Source organism: Pseudomonas sp. MS15a(2019), assembly GCF_013277805.1.
GTDB lineage: Bacteria > Pseudomonadota > Gammaproteobacteria > Pseudomonadales > Pseudomonadaceae > Chryseomonas > Chryseomonas benzopyrenica.
Genome location: NZ_VBTN01000003.1, coordinates 672437 through 694561 on the forward strand (window position 1 = coordinate 672437; position 22125 = coordinate 694561).

General features: G+C 65.7%; 16 protein-coding genes. 8 read left to right on the top strand and 8 right to left on the bottom strand.

Annotated features, from left to right (window positions below; all coding sequences use genetic code 11):
* Nucleotides 1-149: 149 nt before the first annotated feature.
* The 5 genes from FEZ61_RS06655 to FEZ61_RS06675 form a co-directional block, all read right to left on the bottom strand.
* Nucleotides 150-1610 carry a DHA2 family efflux MFS transporter permease subunit gene (locus tag FEZ61_RS06655; protein WP_173147906.1) on the bottom strand — a complete coding sequence of 487 codons (1461 nt, stop codon included), beginning with the start codon at nucleotides 1608-1610 and terminating at the stop codon, nucleotides 150-152.
* Nucleotides 1611-1683: 73 nt separating this feature from the next.
* A complete protein-coding gene (locus FEZ61_RS06660) occupies nucleotides 1684-2490 on the bottom strand; it encodes an oxidoreductase (RefSeq protein WP_173147908.1) in 807 nt (268 codons plus the stop codon).
* Nucleotides 2491-2528: 38 nt separating this feature from the next.
* Complete coding sequence (locus FEZ61_RS06665; RefSeq protein ID WP_173147910.1) at nucleotides 2529-5597, bottom strand: efflux RND transporter permease subunit; 3069 nt, start codon at nucleotides 5595-5597, stop codon at nucleotides 2529-2531.
* Nucleotides 5594-6709 (bottom strand): efflux RND transporter periplasmic adaptor subunit, encoded by a 1116-nt coding sequence (locus tag FEZ61_RS06670; protein WP_017641431.1) that lies wholly within the window; start codon nucleotides 6707-6709, stop codon nucleotides 5594-5596. The genes FEZ61_RS06665 and FEZ61_RS06670 overlap by 4 nt, the downstream gene beginning before the upstream one ends.
* Before the next feature lie 76 nt (nucleotides 6710-6785).
* Nucleotides 6786-7403, bottom strand: a complete 618-nt coding sequence (locus FEZ61_RS06675; protein WP_017641432.1) for a TetR/AcrR family transcriptional regulator — start codon at nucleotides 7401-7403, stop codon at nucleotides 6786-6788.
* A gap of 98 nt (nucleotides 7404-7501) precedes the next feature.
* Between FEZ61_RS06675 and FEZ61_RS06680 the strand changes: the two genes are divergently transcribed.
* Both FEZ61_RS06680 and FEZ61_RS06685 read left to right on the top strand, forming a co-directional pair.
* Nucleotides 7502-8953, top strand: a complete 1452-nt coding sequence (locus FEZ61_RS06680) for an efflux transporter outer membrane subunit (RefSeq protein WP_026083886.1) — start codon at nucleotides 7502-7504, stop codon at nucleotides 8951-8953.
* Nucleotides 8954-9134: 181 nt separating this feature from the next.
* A complete protein-coding gene (locus tag FEZ61_RS06685) occupies nucleotides 9135-9761 on the top strand; it encodes a LysE family translocator (RefSeq protein WP_173147912.1) in 627 nt (208 codons plus the stop codon).
* Here FEZ61_RS06685 and FEZ61_RS06690 read toward each other — a convergent pair.
* Nucleotides 9758-12334: an EAL domain-containing protein gene (locus FEZ61_RS06690; RefSeq protein WP_017641435.1), complete on the bottom strand. Its 2577-nt coding sequence runs from the start codon at nucleotides 12332-12334 to the stop codon at nucleotides 9758-9760. The two genes, FEZ61_RS06685 and FEZ61_RS06690, sit on opposite strands and share 4 nt — an antisense overlap.
* A gap of 314 nt (nucleotides 12335-12648) precedes the next feature.
* On the opposite strand from FEZ61_RS06690, the gene xdhA reads away from it, so the two are divergent.
* The 4 genes from xdhA to guaD are packed head-to-tail and all read left to right on the top strand — an operon-like array spanning nucleotide 12649 to nucleotide 18626.
* Entirely contained in the window at nucleotides 12649-14088 is a 1440-nt protein-coding gene (gene xdhA, locus FEZ61_RS06695; protein ID WP_173147914.1) for a xanthine dehydrogenase small subunit, read from the top strand.
* Nucleotides 14081-16480, top strand: a complete 2400-nt coding sequence (xdhB, locus tag FEZ61_RS06700; RefSeq protein WP_173147916.1) for a xanthine dehydrogenase molybdopterin binding subunit — start codon at nucleotides 14081-14083, stop codon at nucleotides 16478-16480. The genes xdhA and xdhB overlap by 8 nt, the downstream gene beginning before the upstream one ends.
* Nucleotides 16477-17301 carry a xanthine dehydrogenase accessory protein XdhC gene (gene xdhC / locus FEZ61_RS06705; protein WP_093252276.1) on the top strand — a complete coding sequence of 275 codons (825 nt, stop codon included), beginning with the start codon at nucleotides 16477-16479 and terminating at the stop codon, nucleotides 17299-17301. The genes xdhB and xdhC overlap by 4 nt, the downstream gene beginning before the upstream one ends.
* 20 nt (nucleotides 17302-17321) lie before the next feature.
* A complete protein-coding gene (gene guaD / locus FEZ61_RS06710; protein ID WP_173147919.1) occupies nucleotides 17322-18626 on the top strand; it encodes a guanine deaminase in 1305 nt (434 codons plus the stop codon).
* Between the two features lie 154 nt (nucleotides 18627-18780).
* On the opposite strand, the gene FEZ61_RS06715 is transcribed toward guaD, so the two are convergent.
* Nucleotides 18781-19878 (bottom strand): NADH:flavin oxidoreductase/NADH oxidase, encoded by a 1098-nt coding sequence (locus FEZ61_RS06715; RefSeq protein ID WP_064309006.1) that lies wholly within the window; start codon nucleotides 19876-19878, stop codon nucleotides 18781-18783.
* 92 nt (nucleotides 19879-19970) lie between these two features.
* Between FEZ61_RS06715 and FEZ61_RS06720 the strand changes: the two genes are divergently transcribed.
* On the top strand, nucleotides 19971-20294 hold the full coding sequence (locus FEZ61_RS06720) for a metalloregulator ArsR/SmtB family transcription factor (protein WP_064309005.1): 324 nt from the start codon (nucleotides 19971-19973) through the stop codon (nucleotides 20292-20294).
* A gap of 176 nt (nucleotides 20295-20470) precedes the next feature.
* Nucleotides 20471-21517 (top strand): SGNH/GDSL hydrolase family protein, encoded by a 1047-nt coding sequence (locus tag FEZ61_RS06725; RefSeq protein ID WP_173147921.1) that lies wholly within the window; start codon nucleotides 20471-20473, stop codon nucleotides 21515-21517.
* A 69-nt stretch (nucleotides 21518-21586) separates the two neighbouring features.
* Here FEZ61_RS06725 and uraH read toward each other — a convergent pair whose 3' ends face one another.
* Nucleotides 21587-21958, bottom strand: a complete 372-nt coding sequence (gene uraH, locus FEZ61_RS06730) for a hydroxyisourate hydrolase (protein ID WP_093252289.1) — start codon at nucleotides 21956-21958, stop codon at nucleotides 21587-21589.
* Nucleotides 21959-22125: the final 167 nt, after the last annotated feature.

The following is a 22125-nucleotide window of genomic DNA, read 5'->3' on the forward strand; positions in this document are numbered from 1 at the left end:
CTCGATGGACGAAGCGCCTGCGGGCGGCCTCGTGTCTTGTTCGCGCCCGATCAAGGCGCGTATGCCCGATGCTCCTGTTAGGGAGATGACGGCTGAAGGTCTCCAAGGCGGTATCTGAATGCCTTTCGCACGATCCACCTCCAGGTTACCTAGCGCTTATCTGGATTGCGGACAGGTGCGGCCGCAGGCAGCGTGTTGACCGGGATACAGAGAGCTGCGGTGAGTAGCGCCAAACCGATATGGCACAGATAAACGGAATCGAAGTCAGCGCGTTGCAGGTTGGGACTGCCGAGGAGCAGGACGGTCAAGGCCACGCCCATGACCGATCCGATCTGGCGGATGGCCTGGTTGATGGCACCGCCCACGGCGTAGTGATCGGCGGCCAGGCGACTGACCGCTGCGCCCGCCAGCGAGGGCAGCACCAGGCCGACGCCCACGCCACTGAGCACCATGCCCGGCAGCCACTGTGTCAGATAGGCGGGTTCGAGCCCTGGAACCAGGAGGAACCACAGTCCGCTCATGGCATAGACCAGGCACCCGATCAGCAGCAGCCGGCGGTGGCCATAACGGCTCGCTACCCGGCCCGACAGTGCAGCGGTGGGTACCACCAACAGCGGTCCCGGCATCATGGCCAGGCCGGCCAGGGGCAGCGGGTACTTCCAGATCGCGCTCATGTAGAAGAAGAAGGCGAAGAACATCATCGAAAACGCGATGCCGAAGCTCAGGGTCGCGAGATTGACGTAGCTGTAGGTGCGGTTGTGAAAGAGGCGCAGATCCACCAAAGGGGCGGCGGTGAAGCGCGTCCAGACCACGAATCCGATCAGGCACGCCAGCCCGATGCCCAGTGCGCCCAGCAGCGCCTGCCGTGACCAGGCGGGAGAGTCGGACTGCACGAGGGATAACGCCAGGGCACCAATGCCGATCACCAGCAAGCCCATGCCCACCAGATCCAGCGGCCGCCCTTCGGTCTGTTGTTTCGTCTCAGTCAGCAGCCTTGTTCCACGCCAGAGCGCGAAGACGCCCAGGGGTACGTTCAGGTAGAACGCCCACTGCCAACCGAGCGAGGCGACGACGAAAGAGCCGAGGCTGGGACCGACGGCCGCGGCCAGGCCCCCGACCGCGCCCCACAGGCTTACCGCCACCGCCCGCTTGGTGATCGGAAAGGCGGCCAGGACCAGCGACAGCGACGCGGGCGTGAGCAAGGCAGCCCCGATGGCTTGCGCCACCCTTGCCGCCACCAGCCATTCGACGGAGCCCGCAAGGCCGCAGGCAACGGACGCACCCACGAACAACCAGACCCCGGCGAGGAATACCTTCTTGCGTCCATGCCTGTCCGCCAAGCCACCCGCCGGAATGAGCATGGCGGCATATATCACCGTGTAGGCGTTGAGTACCCAGGAAAGATCTGCCGGCGTCGCGTCCGCGAACCCGGCCCGCAGGGCGCTGAACGCCGCGAACAGCATGGTGCCATCCATGGCTACGAGAAATACCGCGATGGCGGCTACCCAGAACACTGGCCAGGGTGATGGCGTACCGGCCGCCACACCTGTCGGTGCGTTTTCGCCGGGAGCCGGTGGCACGTCGGTAGGGGTGCTGTCCAGGTGTGTCATGGGAGGTCTTCGCTCAGTGGACTCAAGGGCGTGTCCTGCAAGGGAGGTGGCCCGCAGGTTGGCGCGTATCCGGTCAGGCCAGCCCGAAGGTCTTTCGCAAGCCCTTCTCGACGGGACCGGCTGGCATGAAGCGACGCAGCCTGGACAGGAGCGTTGCCTCTCCTTTGGGGGTGTTCCGCATCTTCCAAGCGCCCAGCGCGGCATCGACGATCGTGCCGGCTACACCATCGGGATCGAGTGCCTTCTGCACATTCTTTTGGATGGCGTGGGCGACCAATTCAAACTGTTGTTGGTACTCCGGGATCTTGACGGCGGTCTGGGGCGCATTGAGATCCAGGTTCGTCCGGGTAAACGAGGGCTCGACCAAGGCCACGCGAATCCCGAACTGGCGTACCTCGTGGTCCAGCGTTTCCGAAAGCCCTTCCACCGCATGTTTGGAGGCCGCATAGAGCGCCATGTACGGTGCCGGCAGAAAGCCGAGCACCGAACTGACATTGACGATGCGACCGGCGCCTTGCGCACGCATGTGTGGCAGCACCGCCTGGATCGTGCGCAGGAGGCCGAAGGCGTTGGTGTCGAACAGGCTCCGGGCTTCGCCGATCGATGTTTCCTCCAGGGCGACGAGCAAGGTCCCGCCCGCATTGTTGATCAGGACATCGATCCGTCCGGCCCGGGCGATGATGGCGGCAATGGCATGCCCTACCGAATCTTCGTCGCGGACATCCATTTCGACGAGCTCCACGCCCGGGATGGCCTGGGCGACTTGCTGGTTACGAACCGTTCCGAACACCCGGCACCCGCGCGCTGCCAATCGGATGGCGGTAGCGCGTCCGATGCCAGACGACACCCCGGTGATGAGGACAACTTCTGCGTTCGACATGTCGGTGCCTTTGAGTGGAATGAAGGGGACAGAAGTGATCAGCCGTGCTCAGGAGATGGCTTGATCCTGAACCAGATGGCATACATCGCCGGCAGGAACACCAGGGTAAGCACGGTACCCGCGAGGGTGCCGCCGATGAGGGTATAGGCCAGGGTGCCCCAGAACACCGAATGGGTAAGGGGGATGAAGGCCAGCACCGCCGCCAGCGCCGTGAGGATCACCGGTCTTGCGCGCTGCACGGTCGCCTCGACCACCGCCTGGAAGGGGGGCAGGCCGTCCTGTTCGTTCTGATGGATCTGGCCGATCAGGATCAGGGTGTTGCGCATCAGGATGCCCGACAGCGCGATCAGCCCGACCAGGGCATTGATGCCGAAGGGTTGCTGAAACAGGATCAGGGTCGGTACCACCCCGATCAGCCCCAGGGGACTGGTCAGGAAGACCATGATCATCGCGGCCATGGAACGCACCTGCAGGATGATGATGAGCAGCGTCAAGGCGATCATCAGCGGGAAGATCGGCAGCATCGCCGCCATCGCCTTGCCCGACTCCTCGATGGCGCCCGCCTGTACGATCCGATAGCCCGCCGGCAACCGCTGGATGATCGGCTGCAGCTGCTGGAGCACGGCGGTGGAAACGTCCGGCGGTTGCAGCTCTTCGGCGATATCACCGCGCACGGTGATCGTCGGCACCCGATCGCGCCGCCGCATGAGCGGCTCTTCCAGCTGCACCTCCAAATCGCCGATCTGCGACAGCGGAATGCGTTGGCCCTGAGCCCCAACTAGCGTGAGATCGCCCAACCGCGCAGGATCGAGACGAACGTCGCCCGCCGCGCGCGCCACCACCTGGACGGTACGGATGTCTTCGCGCACCGCCGTAACCGGCACGCCGCTGAGCAGGAATTGCAGCTGCTGCGCGACGGCGCTGGAGCTCAGTCCCATGGCCTGCAGGCGATCCTGCTGCAACCTGAAGCGCAGCACCGGCGTACGGGTGCCCCAGTCGGTGTTGACGGTGCGCATCAGCGGACTTGCACGCATCACCTGCTCCACCTCCCCTGCCACCCGACGCAGCACCTGCGGATCAGGGCCGCTGACCCGGTAGGCGACCGGGAACGGTGAATAGGGCCCAAACACCAGCTGGGTGATCCGCAGTCGTGCTTCGGGCGCAAGCCCAGCGGCAATTGCCTCGCGCAGGCGCAACTTGAGCGATTCGCGTGCCTCCGGGTTGTCGGTGCGGATGATGATCTTGGCGAAGGACGGATCCGGCAGTTCCGGGCTCATCGCCAGGAAGAAGCGCGGTGCGCCCTGCCCGATGTACGAGGTCACGATTCGGGCATCGTCCTGCTGAGCGAGCCAGGCCTCGACCTCGGCCGTCGCCCGCTCGGTCTCGGTGATCGAGGTGCCATAGGGCATCTGCACCTCCACCATCACCTCGGGGCGATCGGAGATGGGAAAGAACTGCTTCTTGACGACAGCCATGCCCAGGATGGCGGCCACGAACAGGCCGATCACCAGCAGCGCGACCAGCCACTTGCGCGCAATCACCTGGCCGAGAACGCGGCGGAAGCGGTGGTAGCGCGGCGTGTCGTAAAGCGCGGTGTGGCCACCCTCGACGGTCTTGGTCTCTGGCAGCAGCTTGACGCCCAGGTAGGGCGTGAACACCACCGCCACGACCCAGGAGGTGACCAGCGCGATGCCGACGATCCAGAACATGTTGCTGGTGTATTCGCCTGCGGTTGAGCGGGCGAAGCCATTGGGCATGAAGCCCACGGCCGTTACCAGGGTGCCGGCCAGCATGGGGGCGGCGGTATGGCTCCAGGCATAGGCCGACGCCTTGACCCGGCTATAGCCCTCCTCCATCTTCACCACCATCATCTCAATGGCGATGATGGCATCGTCCACCAGCAGCCCCAGGGCCAGGATCAACGAGCCTAGGGTAATGCGATCGAAATTCTTGCCTGTGGCGGCCATAATCAGGAAGACAGCGGCCAGCGTCAGGGGTACCGCAGCGGCCACGACGATGCCCACCCGCCAGCCCATGCTGACGAAACACACCACCATGACCACCAGCAGCGCAACGAAAAACTTGACCATGAACTCATCGACCGACGAGGCGATGTTGACCGCCTGATCGGTCACCTTGGTCAGGCTCATGCCCAAAGGCATCTCAGCGTTTATGGCGCCGACTTCGCTTTCGAGTGACTTGCCGAGATCCAGGCCATTCCAGCCGTCGCGCATGACGATGCCAAGCAGCAGCGCCGGCTCGCCACCGCTGCGGATAAGGAAGGTGGCGGGGTCCTCATAGCCACGCGTCACCGTCGCGATGTCTGCCAGTTTGAAGGTGCGGCCCTTGACGATCACCGGGGTGTCGCGGATGGCATCGAGCTGCTCGAAGGCGCCATCCAGACGGACAAAGACCTCGGGGCCGCGGGTTTCGATGGAGCCCGCGGGCGTCAGGACATTCTGGGCATTGAGCGCGGCGAAGATGTCCTGCGGTGCCACGCCCAGGGTCGCCAGGCGATCGTGGGAAAACTCCACATAGATGCGCTCGGTCTGCTCACCCAGGATATTGACCTTCTTGACCCCCGGTACATGCAGCAGACGCTGGCGCAGCGTTTCCGCCTCGCGTGCCAGCAGCCGTTGCGGCTCGCCCCGGGCCTTGAGTGCGAAGAGCGCGAAGGTGACGTCGGCGTATTCATCGTTGACCATTGGCCCGATCACCCCGGCGGGCAAGGTCTTGGCTTCGTCACTGATCTTCTTGCGCGCCTGGTAGAACTCCTCCGGCACCTCGGCCGGCGGTGTGCTGTCGAGCAGCGTCAGGGTGGTAAAGGCCAAGCCCGGACGGGTATAGGTTTCCGAGCGCTCGTACCAGCGCAATTCCTGCAGACGCTTTTCCAGCTTCTCGGCGACCTGATCCTGCATCTCCTGCGCCGTGGCACCCGGCCAGGCCGTGACGATAGTCATGACCTTGACCGTGAAGGCCGGATCTTCCGCCCGGCCCAGCTTGAAGAACGACAGTACCCCGCCGACCGAGATCAGCAGAATCAGAAACAGGGTGATGGAGCGCTCGCGGACGGCCAGCGCCGACAGATTGAATCGGCTGTCGCTCACGGCTGCTTACCTTCCAGGGCACTGTTGGCAGCTGTGGCCAAGCGGATCGTCTGGCCTTCGTGGAGCAGATGAACGCCGAGGGCTACGATCCGGTCACCCCGCTGCAGCGGCCCCTCCACCAAGGCAGTGTCATCCGATACCTGACGAATCTGCACGGGTACCCAGGCGACCTGCTCGGGCGAGCCCTGGATACGCCAGACCCCCGCGCCTTTGCCCGCGTCGTACAGGGCGCCCAACGGCACCTGCAAGGCATTCGCCCGCGGCACGGACTCTTCCGGAATACGCAGTCTCACGGTGGTGCCCAGGGGCGCACTGGCCAGCGTCCCTTCGAGCACATAGCGCGCCTCGAAGGTACGCGTCTCGCGGTCGGTGCTATCGGATAACTGCCGCAGCCGTGCCGGTCCCGGCTGTTCCGTAGCGCCCAGACGGCTGGCTTGGGCCACGGAGCCAAGCGTCGGACGCAAGGTCTCCGGCAGCTGGACGACGACCTCCCGGGCGCCCGCACGAGCCAGGCGCACCACGCTCTGTCCAGCGGCTACGACCTGCCCGGGCTCGGCCAGGGTATCGACCACGGTGCCATCCGCATCGGCCACCAGGACGGTATAACGGCTGGCGTTGAGGGCGACTTCCGCCTGGGCTTCGGCAGCCTTGAGCTGGGCCCTGGCCGTATCCGCCGCAGCCTTGATCTGATCGTAGCCGGAGACCGAGATCGCCCCCGTGCCCCGTAGATCCCGGTAGCGCGCCTCATCGTCCGCCGCCTGGCGGGCCCGCGCCTGGGCAGCGGCCACGATCTCGCGTTGCGCCTGCAGGGCCAGTTGCAGATCGATGGGATCAAGCTTCAGCAGCGGCTGCCCGCGCTTGACGGTTTCACCGATGTCCACCAGCCGTTCGGCGACCTTGCCTGTCACGCGGAAGCCCAGATCGCTCTGGATCCGCGCGGCGACGATACCGGTAAAGGTACGACCAGCGCTCTCGGCGGGCTCCGCCACCGCAGCTCGCACCAAAGGCGCCTGCGTGCGGGGATCGCCCTGGGAAGGGGCGTTGCAACCGCCAAGGGACAGCGAAAGGACGGTAGCCCCCACAGCGGTGGAAAGCAGACGGCGCGCGAACATGGAAGCTCCGAGAGGATGCCAGCAGAGCGCGCAATTTGATACTAGTGACCATTTTAGTCAATAGTCACTAAACAATTTAGGGCGAGAGGCTACGTAGCACCAGGTTGGACAGCTGGGTAAGAGCGACATCGAAATGCTCGAAGCTGTGCTGGAGCATCAGCGGATTCAGATAGGGTCGCAACACGAGATAGGTCGCCATCGTCACGTCGTCGATCGGCGTCTTGCGCTCGAACTGTCCTTCCCCGCGGCCCTGCACCAGGATCTCCTTGAGGAGCTCCTGCATCCGCGCTTCGTAGCTGATCGTGGCCGGCCAGCGGCCCGACGCCGCAGAAATGGCGATTTCGTAAAGCTTTCGATCGTCTGAAAACAGCCGCAGGGTTGCCGCCGGAAGGCTCTGAAACAGCCTTCTCAACTTTTCGGGGGCTTGGGTAGCCGAGGCCACCGCGGCCCTGGCCTCTGCCTCGATTCCGCTCAGGCAATCCGCACAGATGGCCTCGCCAATCGCCTGCTTCGAATCGAAGAACTTGTAAATGTAGGCCTTGGAAAACCCGATGCTCCGGGCGAGTTCGGACACCGTGGTTTTCTCGTAGCCGTAGTGGCTGAAGTGGTCTTTCGCTGCCACCATGATCTGGTGGCGAACGTCGTGCTCGGCCGGTCCACGAGCTTGGCCAGGAGAAACGGATTCGGTAGTCATGAGGTTGGGTGTTCCGGCAGTTGCAAAATGATGCGGAAGGTGACCAATATACACTTTAGTCACCAAAACCGTTCAGGCGTTGCTCAGGATAAAAGCCCATGCGTTCCAGACTCCAGATTATTCTGCTCGCCAGCGCCACCCTGGCGAGCGGCTGTACGGTGGGGCCTGACTACCGCGCCCCTGAAGTTGCGCTTCCAGCAAACTTCCAGCGGGAGCCGATGCCAGCGCCCCTGGCCGATCAGGCGCTGGCTGGCTGGTGGGACCGTTTCAACGATCCGCTCCTGAGCCGCCTGGTAAACCAGGCCCTCGCGCAGAATCTCGATCTGGCGCAAGCCAGCGCACGCATTACCCAGGCTCGCGCTGGCCTTAGGGCAGCCGATGCCGCGCTATTGCCGGCAGGCGATCTTGGTGGCCAAGCCGGTCGTGCCTATCAGTCGCTGGAAACACCGCTTGGACGGGTGCTCGATTCAGCGCCCGGCTACGCCAGGAGCGGTTCTTCCTATGAGGCCAATCTTGACTCAAGCTGGGAGCTTGATGTGTTTGGCGGTCTGCGCCGAAGTAGTGAAGCCGCCCAGGCCGACTACCAGGCCAGCGTGGCGGGTGCCCGTGCCGTGCGCCTTGCCGTGGCTGCCCAGACCGCCGATCTCTATGTCGACATCCGCGGACTGCAGACACGCCTGGCGATCGCTCGCCATCAGGTGGACACCCAGCAGGGCTTGCTGTCGATGGTCAGGCTACTGAACGGCAAGGACCTGGCGACCGACCGAGAGCTACGCCAGGCCGAAGGAGGCTTGGCCGAGGTCCAGGCCTCGATACCCGGCCTGGAGTTCTCGCTGGAGCGGGCCATGAATGCACTGGACGTGATGCTGGCGGCGCCACCTGGCACCTGGCGTACCCAACTGGCTGGCGCCGCGTCCATTCCCGACGCCCCCCGCCTCGAAACGGCAGGCACGCCCGCCGACCTGCTCCGTCGACGTCCGGACCTGATCGCGGCCGAGCGCCGCCTGGCCGCCGCCAATGCCCGGATCGGCGCCGCAATGGCCGAGTACTATCCCAAGATCTCCCTGAGCGCTCTGCTCGGGAGCGCCACCACGATTTCCAGTGGCAATCTCTTCAGCCACGACGCCAATCAGGCGCTCGTTGCCCTGGGCGTACGCTGGCGGCTGTTCGACTTCGGCCGGATCGATGCGCAGATCCAGGCGGCCGAGGGACAGCGCGCAGAATCGCTGGCGGCCTATCGGCTGGCGGCATTGCGCGCCACCGAAGACGTGGAAGATGCCCTGACCGGCCAGTTGAAGCGCGAAGAGCAGGTCACTCTGCTGACGGCGGGCGAGGCCTCGCTCAGCCAAGCCCGCCAGGCCGCCGCTCTCGCCTACCAGAAGGGCGTGCTGCCCCTGGTCGATGTTCTGCAGGCCGATGAACGCCTGCTACGCACGGCCGATGCGCGTGCCCAGGCGCAAACGGCAGCCGCACAGGCGGCAATAAGCACCTTCAAGGCGTTGGGCGGAGGCTGGCAATCCGCTTCCCCCGCCGCCCTGAGCCTGAGATAGAAGAAGACGGCACCTGCTGCACCTGGCCAGCCCGAGCGGCTGTCCGGTACAAAAGCCGGGATTCTGCATCGCGACCCCTGCAAGCCGGCCGGCCATACTGGATACCCATGGCCGGCACCGGTCAGCTCCCTAGGTAGACAGCCATTCCGGTCGTCCCATGCCAGCAGGTTAAGACACGTCAATGCAACACTTCGCCCTCTACCTCCTGCTGTGCGGCCTCACCATCGCCAGCCCCGGCCCGGGCGTACTGCTCACGATCACCAATGCGCTGCAGCTGCGGCTGCGCGGCGCCCTGCCGGGCATCCTCAGGGTGGTGCTGGGCATACTGCTGGTGGCCATCCTGGCCAGCACCGCGCTCGGCGCCCTGGTGAGCAGCTTGCCAAGGACCCTGCAGGGGTTGCAGCTGGTCGGCGCGCTCTACCTGGGTTGGCTGGGGCTGCGGCGTCTGCGCAGTCCCGCGACCCAAGGCCGGCAGCCTGCCGCCACTCGGCCTTCGGTCTGCGTTGGCAGACACCTCCTGCAGGGCTTGCTGGTGTCCCTCACCAACCCCAAGCTGATCATCTTCTTTCTGGCGCTGTTTCCGCCCTTCATCCAGGCCGACCGCCCGGTGCTGCCGCAGTTGGCGGCGCTCGTGGCAAGCTTCTGCCTGTTGAGCCTCATCATTCACTGCAGCTACGCCGCGGCAGTGACGGCCTTGAATGGCCGCCTGACCTCGGGTACCACCCTCGCGCGCCTGAACCAGGTGGCAGGTGGGCTGTTTCTGGTGCTCGCGGCATTGCTGCTGGGTGCGGCCCTGGATTCCGCTTAGGGCCCAGCGACTACCAAGGTGCGGCTGGCATCGTTCGACGCTTCCCGCGGCTGTGACTGCTCCTGCCGCAAGGCCGCGAAACGCGCCTGGGACAACGGCCGCTGCAGATGGAAGCCCTGGGCCTGGTCGCACTTGAGATCGGCGATGCGCGCCAGCTGGCCGGCAGTCTCGATCCCCTCGGCCACCACCGTCAGCGACAGTGCCCGTCCCATGCTGACGATCGCCTCGACGATGGCCGCGTTGCTTTCGCTCACCTCGATGTTGGAGACGAAGCTGCGGTCGATCTTCAGACAGTCGAAGGGATAGGTGCGCAGATAGCTCAGCGAGGAATAGCCGGTGCCGAAGTCGTCCATCGACAGCCGCACGCCCAGCGCCTTGAGTTTCTTCATCAACTCCAGGGCACCCGCCGCGTCATCCAGCAAGACGTTCTCGGTCAGCTCCAGCTCGACCCGTGCCGGGTCGATGCCGGTGCGCTCGAGCACCTTGTGGATCCGGGCGACCAGATCGTCGCGCTGGAACTCCAGCGGTGACAGGTTGATGGACACGATCAACTCCGGCGACCAGTCCATCGCCTGGCTGCAAGCCTCCTGCAACACCCAGTCGCTCAGGCCCAGGATCAGCCCGGTCTCCTCCGCCACCCCGATGAACTCGGCAGGCGCCAGGCGGCCACGGATGGGATGATTCCAGCGCACCAGGGCCTCGGCGCCCAGCAGGCGCTGGCTGCTGGCGTCGAAACGCGGCTGGAAATCCAGCTCGAACTCAAGCCGCTGCAATCCCAGGCGCAACTCGGTCTCCAGCTGACGCCGCGCGAGGATGCGCTGGTTCATGGTGGGCTCATAGAATCTCAGGGTGTTACGCCCCGCCGCCTTGGCTTCGTACAGGGCGATGTCGGCATAGCGCAGCAGATCCTCGGCACTGTGGCCATCCTGGGGTGCCTGGGCGATGCCGACGCTCGCACCGATGTTGATGTCGTGCTCGTCGATGCGCATGGTCCGGCCGATGCCCTCCAACATCCGGTTGCAGAGCAGGCTCACCTGCTCGGCGCTCAGGCAGCCATTCACCGCGATGACGAATTCATCGCCGCCGATACGGGCCACCAGATCGCCCTCGCGCACGCTGGCGCGCAGCTCTCGGGCGACCTGACAGAGCACCTGATCGCCGGCGCCATGGCCGAGGGAATCGTTGACCGGCTTGAAGCGGTCCAGGTCCAGCGCCAACAGGTGCAGCGGCTGACTGGCACTGACGCCCTCGGCGAAGCGCTGCGCCAGGTAGCGGTGCAACTGGTGACGGTTGGCCAGTCCGGTGAGGGCATCGTGCTGGCTGATGTGTTCGATGCGCGCCTTGGCCTCGATCTCCTCGGTCACATCGCACACGGTGCCGCGAAAACCGGCCAGCAGGCCACCGCTAATGATGGGTTGCGCCGTCAACTGGCAGTACCTGAGCTTGGCCTGGGCGTCGCGCATCTCGCAGCGCAGGGGGCGCCGGGTCCGGCCGGCCGCCAGCGGTGTCCTGGCCACCTCCTCGACCTGGCTCGGCGGATAGCCGAGCAGCTCGTGCAACGGGCGACCCAGCCAGGCTTCCCGGCTGAAGCCGGTGACGGCCACGAAACGCTCCGAAAGATAGACCAGCCGCTGCTCGGCGTCGCTCTCCCAGATCCAGTCGGACGACGCCTCGGACACGGTGCGGAAGCGCTGCTCGCTATGCCTCAGGGCATCTTCGGCCACATCCGTCTGCCGCGCCGCCAGCGCGATCCGCCGACGCAGGTACCAGACCAGCAGCAAGGCCAGACCACACATCGTCGCCAGCAACGGCAGGAACTGCGCCAGCAGGCGCTGCCCCATGCCATGCACCAGCCAGTGAAAGGTCACCGCGATACCCGGGTCGGACCTCACCACCAGGGTCGGCCGCTCCGCCACGACGGGCAGTTCCCCTGGCTCCGCGGTCAGCCCGGGCAATTCGAAGGTCTGGCCAAGCTGGGCGAGCTTGTCCGGCGTGAGGATATCGACGAACACCATGTAGGACAGCCGCTTGAAGTCCTGGTAGGTGGCATCCGGGCGGATGACCGCGACCATTACGCTGGCCGGCTTGCCCTCGATCAGGAAATAGCCCTGGGCATGGCCATCCTTGAGCGAGCGCTCCCTGGCCTGGGCCAGCAGGGTCGCCTGGTCGTCACCCAGCCAGGTATCCAGCTGCATCTTGCTGCGTCCGCCGCCGACCACGGCGTAGCGCGTGACGCCGTTGGGCGCCAGGATGAAGGCGCCATTCACGCCATAGTCGCTGTAAAGGGAGGGCCCGACGTTGTCTTCCTCATAGGCCCAATTCACGTCGACCTTCTTGCTGGTCCGTGCATAGGCTTCCATCCAGAAAGAATAGTCAGTCAAGACCCGGCCAAGCCTGTCCAGCCGCGTTTCCAACGCGCGCTGGGCGTCCGCCTCGCTGTGGTGGCGTTGCTGCTCGTCGATGCGCGCGCACAGGTCGAACAGCATCCACCCGGCCAGGGTAAAGATGAGGGTGACCAAGGCGAAGAAACCAAGGGAAGCCTGACGGGCGACACGGTTGAGTTGGGTAGGCACGGTAGCGACCTGTTGCAACGGGTTGTACGAGGGTGCTGACGACAGGCGACCAGGCCGTAATCGTCTGCCTATATATCGGCATCGGCCCGAGCGCCTTGAAGCGTCCGAATGAATATTCCGCAGAAACACGCGTTAGAGCGGCTGGTTTTGCACCATCCGCGGGCAAAGGAGCGCTGGGCGCGCCAAGACGGCGCAGCCTTGCCCAGGCCTCTTGCCCAAAAACGACAGAGGTCGGCCACTTGCCCGGGCAAATGTTGACCTATCGGTCAGCTTTACCCACCATCAAGGCATTCGAGAGCAGGTGGAGAGCGGCCGTGATCAGGTTTCTGCTGGACCAGGAGCTGCGCGTCGAAGAGCAGCTCGATCCCAACCTTACCGTACTGCAGTACCTGCGCGAGCACTGTGGCAAGACCGGCACCAAGGAAGGCTGCGCCTCGGGCGACTGTGGCGCCTGCACCGTGGTGCTGGCCGAGCCCGACGGCGAGCGGCTGCGCTATCGCACGGTTAACAGTTGCCTGACCTTCGTCGCGGCGCTGGATGGCCGGCAACTGATCAGTGTGGAGGACCTCAAGCATCAGGGCCGCCTCCACAGTGTGCAGCAGGCCATGGTCGACTGCCATGGCTCCCAGTGTGGCTACTGCACGCCGGGCTTCGTCATGTCGCTGTTCGCTTTGCAAAAGAACGTCGCCGCGCCCGATAACGCTGCCACCCACGAGGCCCTGGCCGGCAATCTCTGCCGCTGCACCGGCTACCGGCCAATCCTGGCCGCCGCCGAACAGGCCTGCACCCAGCGCCAGCCGGACCAGTTCGATGCCCGGGAGCAGCAGACCCTGGAGCGCCTCAAGGCCCTGGCGCCGGCGCCGCACACACGCCTGGAAGGCGCCAACCGGCGCTGCCACAGCCCCACCACCCTGAGCGAACTGGCCAGCCTCTACCAGGCGCAGCCCGCGGCGCGCCTGCTGGCCGGCGGTACCGACCTGGCCCTGGAAGTCACTCAGCAGCATCGCCGCCTGGAGACCCTCATCTACCTGGGCAACCTGCCCGAGCTGCATGGCGTGACCGTCAGCGAGGAATGTATCGAGATCGGCGCCGCCACCCCGCTGGCCGACTGCGCCGCCGCCCTGGCCGCCGACTATCCGGATTTCGGTGCGCTGCTGCAGCGTTTCGCCTCCTTGCAGATCCGCAACCAGGGCACCCTCGGCGGCAATATCGGCAATGCCTCGCCCATCGGTGACAGCCCACCCCTGCTCCTGGCGCTCGGGGCCAACGTGCTGCTGCGCCAGGGCGAACGCCTGCGCGAACTGGCCCTGGACGATTTCTTCCTCGACTATCGCCAGACCGCCCTGGAGCCGGGCGAATTCATCCAGGCGGTACGGGTGCCACGGTCACACGCGGGCCTGGTCTTCCGCGCCTTCAAGGTGTCCAAGCGCCTGGACGACGACATCTCCGCGGTCTGCGCCGCCTTCGCCCTGGAACTGGAGCAGGACCGCGTCGCCAGCGTGCGCATCGCCTATGGCGGCATGGCGGCCACGCCCAAACGCGCCGCCCGCTGCGAACAGGCGCTGCTCGGCCAGCCCTGGAACGCGGTGTCCATCGAGCGCGCCGTCCAGGCCCTGGCGGAGGATTTCGCCCCGCTGTCGGATTTCCGCGCCAGTCGCGAATACCGCCTACTGACAGCGCAGAATCTGCTGCGCAAATGTCATCTGGAGACCACCCAGCCCGCGCTCGTCACGAGGGTCACCGCCCATGTCTAGCACCCTGCCCGCCCGCACCCCGGAGGAAATGGCCGCCGCCTTCGCTGCCGGCCTGGCCACCGGCGTCGGCAAGCCGCTCAAGCACGAGAGCGCCGACAAGCATGTCAGCGGCGAAGCCCTCTACATCGACGACCGCCTGGAATTTCCCAATCAGCTGCACGTCTATGCGCGGATGAGCGAGCACGCCCATGCGCGTATCACGCACATCGATCTCTCACCCTGCTACCAGATCCCCGGTGTGGCCCTGGCCATCACCGCCGCCGACGTACCCGGCCAGCTCGACATTGGCGCCGTGTTGCCGGGGGATCCGCTGCTGGCCGATGGCGAGGTCCAGTATCTGGGCCAGCCCGTACTAGCGGTGGCCGCCACCAGCCTGGACGCCGCCCGCCGCGCCGCCCAGGCTGCCATCGTCGAATACGAGCCGCTGGAGGCCATCCTCGACGTCAAGGAAGCGCTCAAGCGCGAACACTTCATCTCCCCCAGCCATAGCCACCTGATCGGTGACGCCGCCGCCGCCCTGGCCGCCGCGCCCCATCGCCTGCAGGGCGAGCTGGCCATCGGCGGCCAGGAGCACTTCTACCTGGAAACCCAGGTGGCCTCGGTGATGCCCACCGAGGACGGCGGCATGCTGGTCTATTCCTCCACCCAGAATCCCACCGAGGTGCAGAAACAGGTGGCCGAGGTGCTGGGCGTCTCGATGAACAGGGTCACCGTCGACATGCGACGCATGGGCGGTGGCTTCGGCGGCAAGGAGAGCCAGGCCGGCATGCCGGCGGCGCTCTGCGCGGTGTTCGCCCATCTCACCGGGCGCCCGGTGAAGATGCGCCTGCCGCGCTTCGAAGACATGCACATGACCGGCAAGCGCCATCCCTTCCACGTCGAGTACGACGTCGGCTTCGACGACGACGGCCGCCTGCTGGGCATCCGCTTCGAACTGGCGGGCAACTGCGGCTATTCGCCGGACCTGTCCAACGCCATCATCGACCGCGCCATGTTCCATGCCGACAACGCCTACTACCTCGGCAACGCCCAGATCACCGGCTACAGATGCAAGACCCATCTGGCGTCCAACACCGCCTACCGCGGCTTCGGCGGCCCCCAGGGCATGTTGGCCATCGAGAACGTGATGGACGCCATCGCCCGCCATCGCGGTCTCGATCCGCTGGAGGTCCGGCGGCGCAACTACTACGGCAAGGAGACGCGCCATGTCACCCACTACCACCAGGTGGTGGAAGACAATCTGCTCGAAGAGATGACCGCGGACCTGGCGGCCAGTAGCGACTACCAGGCCAGACGCGAAGCCATTCGCGCCTTCAACCAGGGCAGTCCGGTACTGAAGAAGGGCCTAGCCCTGACCCCGGTGAAATTCGGTATCTCCTTCACCTCCTCCTTCCTCAACCAGGGCGGCGCCCTGGTCAACGTCTACACCGATGGCAGCATCCACCTGAACCATGGCGGCACCGAAATGGGCCAGGGGCTCAACACCAAGGTCGCCCAGGTGGTAGCCGAGGTCTTCCAGGTCGACATAGCCCGCATCCAGATCACCGCCACCAACACCGACAAGGTGCCCAACACCTCGCCCACCGCCGCTTCCAGCGGCACCGACCTCAACGGCAAGGCCGCACAGAACGCCGCTCAGACCATCAAGGACCGGCTGATCGATTTCGCCAGTCGACACTTCCACGTCGGGCCCGAAGAGGTCGATTTCCGCAATGGCCTTGTCAGGGTGCGCGATCGCCTGCTGAGCTTCGAGGAGCTGATCCAGCTGGCCTATGTCGGCCAGGTATCGCTGTCCAGCACCGGCTACTACCGCACGCCCAAGATCCACTACGACCGCGACCAGGCCCGCGGTCGGCCCTTCTACTACTACGCCTTCGGCGCCGCCTGCTCCGAGGTGCTGATCGACACCCTCACCGGCGAATACCGCCTGCTGCGCACCGACATCCTCCACGACGTCGGTGCCTCCCTGAATCCGGCCATCGACATCGGCCAGGTGGAAGGCGGCTTCGTCCAGGGCCTGGGCTGGCTGACCATGGAAGAACTGGTGTGGAACGACGCCGGCAAGCTGCTCACCGCCGGACCCTCCACCTACAAGATTCCGGCGGTGAGCGACGTGCCACCGGATCTGCGCGTGCGCCTGGTGGAGAATCGACAGAATCCCGAGGCCACGGTGTTCCACTCCAAGGCCGTGGGCGAGCCGCCCTTCATGCTCGGCATCTCGGTGTGGTGCGCCCTGCAGGACGCCGTGGCCAGCGTGGCGCATTACCGCTTCCATCCCGCGCTGGACGCGCCGGCCACCCCGGAACGGGTGCTCTGGGGCGTGGAGCGCATGCGCCGCCTGGCCGCCGAGCTGCAAGCCGCCCCGGTCCCCGCCACGGAGGAGCCCGCATGACCCCCAAACGTGGCTGGCTGGCCCTGCTGGCCGACTTCGAGGCACGCGGCGAACCCTGCGTGCTGATCACCGTGGCCGACGAACAGGGCTCCACCCCTCGCGAGGCCGGCACCAAGATGCTGGTGGGACGCGAGGAACAGCACCTGACCATCGGCGGCGGCCACCTGGAATACCGCGCGGTGGAGATCGCCCGGGAAATGCTCGCCGCCGGTACGCGCCAGCCGCGCCTGGAGCGTTTCTCCCTGGCCGCCAGCCTCGGCCAGTGCTGCGGGGGCGTCACCACCCTGCTGTTCGAACCCCAGCTGGCACAGGACGTCCCGGTGATCGTCTTCGGCGCCGGCCATGTCGCCCGCGCCCTGGTGCCGCTGCTGGCCGGTTTGCCCTGCGCGGTGCGCTGGGTCGATTCGCGGCCCCAGGAATTTCCCGATCCGCTGCCCGCTGGCGTCGCAAAGATCGTCACCGAAGAGCCAGTCGACGAGATCGCCCGCATGCCGGCGGGTGCCTACTATATCGTCATGACCCATAATCACCCCCTGGACCTGGAGTTGACCGACGCCATCCTCGCTCGCGGCGACCATGGCTACTTCGGCCTGATCGGCTCCCGGACCAAGTGGGCCAAGTTCCGCCACCGTCTCGCAGCGCGTGGCCACGGCGCCGACCGCCTGGCCACGGTGCGCTGCCCCCTGGGCCTGCCCGAGGTCCAGGGCAAGCTGCCGCTGGAGATCGCCATCGCGGTGGCCGGCGAGGTCATCGCCCACTACGGTCGCCAGGCCCAGCAGACGGATCTGCCGCTGCGCCTGGTCACCGCCAGCCCAAGTTAGCTTTGCAATCAGAGAACCCTATGACCGCCATCGCCCATCGCGCCGCCCTGCTCCACAGCCTTGCCGACCCGGCCGAGGTGGGGCTGGACGCCTCCTACGAATACCATGCCGACGGCCTGCTGCTGGTCGAGGACGGCCGCATCCAGGCCATGGGGCCGGCCGCCGAACTGCTGCCCACCCTACCCACCGGCACCCCGGTGATCGAGCACCCCCACGCCCTGATCACCCCCGGCTTCATCGACACCCATATTCACTATCCGCAGACCGGCATGATCGCCAGCTACGCCGAGCAGCTGCTGGATTGGCTGGACACCTACACCTTTCCCACCGAGGGTGCCTTCGCCGATCCGGCCAAGGCCGCCGAGGTGGCGGAGATTTTCGTCGGTGAAATGCTGCGCAACGGCACCACCACCGCCCTAGTGTTCGGCAGCGTCCATCCGCAGTCGGTGGATGCCTTCTTCGAGGTCGCCGAACGACTCGATCTACGCATGATCGCCGGCAAGGTGCTGATGGACCGCAATGCGCCGGGCTATCTGCAGGACACGGCCGCGTCCGCCTATACCGACAGCAAGGCCCTGATCCAGCGCTGGCACGGCAAGGGTCGCCTACATTACGCGGTCACCCCGCGCTTCGCGCCGACCAGCACCCCGGAACAACTCGAAGCAGCCGGACGCCTGCTGGCCGAGCACCCGGACGTCTACCTGCATACCCATCTCTCCGAGAACCTCAAGGAGATCGACTGGGTGAAGGCGCTGTTTCCGGAGCGCAGCAACTACCTGGACGTTTATGACCACTTCCAGCTGCTCGGCCCGCGCTCGGTGTTCGCCCATGGCATCCACCTCTGCGATGCCGAATGCCAGCGCCTGCACGAGACCGGTTCGGCCGTGGCCCACTGCCCTACCTCCAACCTCTTCCTCGGCAGCGGCCTGTTCGATCTCGAGCGGATGGAAGCCTTCAAGATCAATGTCGGCCTGGGTACCGACGTCGGCGCCGGCACCAGCTTCTCGCTGCTGCAGACCCTCGGCGAGGCCTACAAGGTGCAACAGCTGCGCGGCCATCGCCTGCACCCCTTCAAGTCGCTGTACCTGGCCACCCTCGGCGGCGCCCGCGCCCTGCGCCTGGACGACCGCATCGGCAGCCTGGCCCCCGGCCACGATGCCGACTTCGTGGTGCTCGATCTCAAGGCCACCCCACTGCTGGACTACCGCCTGCAGCAGTCCAAGAGCCTGGAGGAAACCCTCTTCGTCCTCACCACCCTGGGCGACGACCGCGTGGTGCGCGAAACCCATGCCGCGGGTCGGCGAGTACATAGTCGGGACGCCTGAGCCCGTTGGGCTTCGGCGATGGAGCCACCTCACCCAACCTACCCATCACCGTAGGTTGGGCTGAGCGCAGCGAAGCCCAACAAAACCCACCCCCATCCCATACGCACAAAAAAGCCGCCCCGAGGAGCGGCTTTCGCGTTCAGCCTGAGCCGACTCAACTGGTGCGATAGCGCTCCAGCCAGTGGGCGTAGGGCGCCGGCAGCACCCAGGACGGCTGGTCGACGCCCAGGGCCTTGGCCGCATAGTAGGGCCAGTGCGGATCGGCCAGGTGGGCGCGGCCCACCATGACCAGGTCCAGCTGCCCGTCGGCCACTACCTGGTTGGCCAGCACCGGGGTATCGATGTTCCAGGCCGAGGCGACCTTGAGGCCGGTGGCCTTGCGTACCTGCTCGGTGATAGGCGCCAGCAGACCCGAGCCCCAGGGAATGTTGGCGGTCGGGGTAGAGAAACCGATGCTGACGCTCAGCAGGTCGAGCCCTTCGCGCTTGAAGCCCTGGGCCAGCTCGATGGATTCGGCCAGGGTTTCTTCATCGCGGCCGTCGTATTCGATCACGCCGAAACGGGCGGTCAGCGGCAGGTGCTCCGGCCAGACCTTACGTACCTCGGCCAGGGTTTCCAGCAGGAAGCGACTGCGGCCGGCGAGGTCGCCACCGTACTGATCGTCACGCTGGTTGGAGTGCACCGAGAAGAAGCTCTGCGCCAGGTAGCCGTGGGCGAAGTGCAGCTCCAGCCACTCGAAGCCGGCTTCGTAGGCACGCTTGGCGGCATCGACGAAGTCCTGACGGACACGGGCGATGTCGTCCAGGGTCATGGCCTTGGGCACCTTGGGCAGGTTGGCACCAAAGGCCACCGCGGACGGGGCGATGGTGTCCCAGCCACGGGCGTCGTCGGCGGCGATGTGGTCGTCGCCTTCCCAGGGACGATTGGCGCTGGCCTTGCGGCCGGCATGGGCGATCTGGATACCCGGCACCGAACCGGCGGCCTTGATCGCCTGGACCACCGGCACGAAGGCCTGAGCCTGGGCGTCCGACCAGATACCGGCGCAGCCGGGGGTGATGCGGCCTTCCGGCGAGACCGCAGTGGCCTCGACGACGACCAGGCCAGCACCGCCACGCGCCAGGCCGGCATAGTGCACCTGATGCCAGTCATTGATGACGCCATCGACGGCGCTGTACTGGCACATGGGCGGGATGGCGATGCGGTTACGCAGCGTCACGTCCTTGAGGGTGAAGGGTTGGAACAATGCGGACATCTGAGCGGTCTCCCATAGGACAGATATTGGTTCGTTATTTCGATATTAATCGAACATAACATAATCGCCAACCCCCGGTGTATGATTGGCTCATGCGCCCTTTCAAACATCCCAGTCCTGACGAATTCTCCCTCGAGCGTCTATTCCATGCGCTCAGCGATCCGGTGCGTCTGGATATCGTCCGTTATCTGGCACGGGTCACCGAGGCCACCTGTGGCGAACTCGATGGTGGCCGCCCCAAGTCCAGCATGTCGCATCACTTCCGCGTCCTGCGCGATGCCGGGCTGGTGCATACGCGCAACGCCGGCACCACGCACATGAATCAGTTGCGCCGCGAAGACCTGGATCAGCGTTTCCCCGGCCTGATGGCAGCCATCCTGGCGCAATCCTCCGATCCCGTGACAAAGCCCGACTAGCTCAGTGGCGGGCAGCACCAGCAGACGCTGCCCGGCGTCGTGCTGGTCGTCGCCTGCCGTCTCGCTGGTCTGGGCGCCGGGAACTCTGAGCGGCGTTCTTCGCTCTTCCCGGTATGAAGGTTGCAAAAGAATAGCTATGGGCAGCACAGGCGCTGGACGCTGCCGGGAGGTAGAGGATGGGCAAGCACTGGGGATTGGCGACCGCACTCGCAGGTGTCGCCGCGCTGCTCGCCCTCGTACCCAGCCCTGAGCCCATCGCCGAGGCGCGTGGTATCCAGCGGGTGATCGCCTTTGGCGACAGCCTGATGGACTGCGGCACCTTCGGCCATATCTATGCCACCAACCCAGGGCGTACCTATCCTCAGGAAATCGCCGACGCCTACGGTATCGAGCTGGGCCCCAATCGGCAGGTGGAAGGCTATGGCCAGGAGGGACCGAGCGATCCCGATGGTCTCTGCTACGCCGAGGGCGGCGCCGTGACCGGGAGCTTCACCGAGCCGGGCTTCGATCACAACGAAGCGCCGCTGGCCTTTTCCCAGCAGATCCGCAACTTCGAGATGCAGCATGGCCGCTTCCGCCAGCAGGATCTGGTCCTGGTGCAGATCGGCGGCAACGACATCATCGGCCCCTTCTATGACAAGACGCTCAAGGCCGCGTTGATGGCCGACGACCCCCTGCCCCCGGCGATCCGCGAGCAGGTCGAGGCGCGGATCCGCCATACGGCCCTGAACGAGGTCAAGCTGCTGCGCCATTTGCTGAGTCTGGGTGCCCAGCGCCTGGTGGTGCTCAACAACACCGACTATGGCAAGGCGCCCTATCTCGAACCCTGGACACCCGCCCTGGCCGAGCGTAACCACGAGCTGGTGCGCCTCTACAACGACACCCTGCAGGCCAACTTGCCAGCCAGTGATCGTCTGCTGCTGGTGGATGCCTATCGGGTGATGGAAGAGGTCTTCGCCCACTACGGCAACTACGGCTTCACCCATGCCGAAGGTGATGCCTGCCTGCCCGGTCGCGAGTTCTGCGATCCGGACAGCTACGTCGAACCGGGCGCCGATCAGGCCTATATCTTCGGTGCCCGCGGTCATTTCGCCAGCCGTACCCACAGCATGCTGGCCCAGGTGGTGCTGGAACGCATCGCCCAGACCTGGCCCGGCAGTGCCGTGCCGGATCGACCGCTGCTCGCCACCGCGCGATCGAACACCGAACCGACCATCCACTAGCGCCGCTGGACCCGCGCCCTACCCTGGTGCCGGCCCGGGCAGAAGCGCACCGCGGCGGCGCAATCTAACCTAGCTGCCGCGATAGGTCGAATAGCTGTAGGGCGAGACCAACAGCGGCACATGGTAATGCGCTCCCTCGTCGGCGAGGCCGAAGCGCAAGACCACGGTATCGAGAAAGGCCGGTTCCTCCAGCGCCACGTCGCGCCGCCGGTAGTAATCGCCCACGTCGAACTCCAGTTCGTAGACCCCCGCCGTGAAGTGCTCGCCCTGCAACAGCGGCGTGTCGCTGCGACCATCGGCATTGGTCCGCATCTCACCCAGCGCCTGCCGCGCCGCCCCCTCCAGCCGGTACAGCCGGACAGCGATATCCGCACCTGGGCGGCCACCGGTGGTGTCCAGCACGTGGGTCGTCAGGTAACCGCCAGTGGATGGAGTGGACATGGGAAAGCTCCTGCAGAGGGGTGCGCCAGCCTAGCAGCTTTTCACCTGCCGATTGTATACAGCCCAGCCCCGGCCCGATCCGCGGGACCGCTGCCCTCCAGCGTGGGAAAGTCTTCAGACCGGTCAGACCAGTTAGGCAGGATTCTTGCTGGGACTCGGCAAAGGTC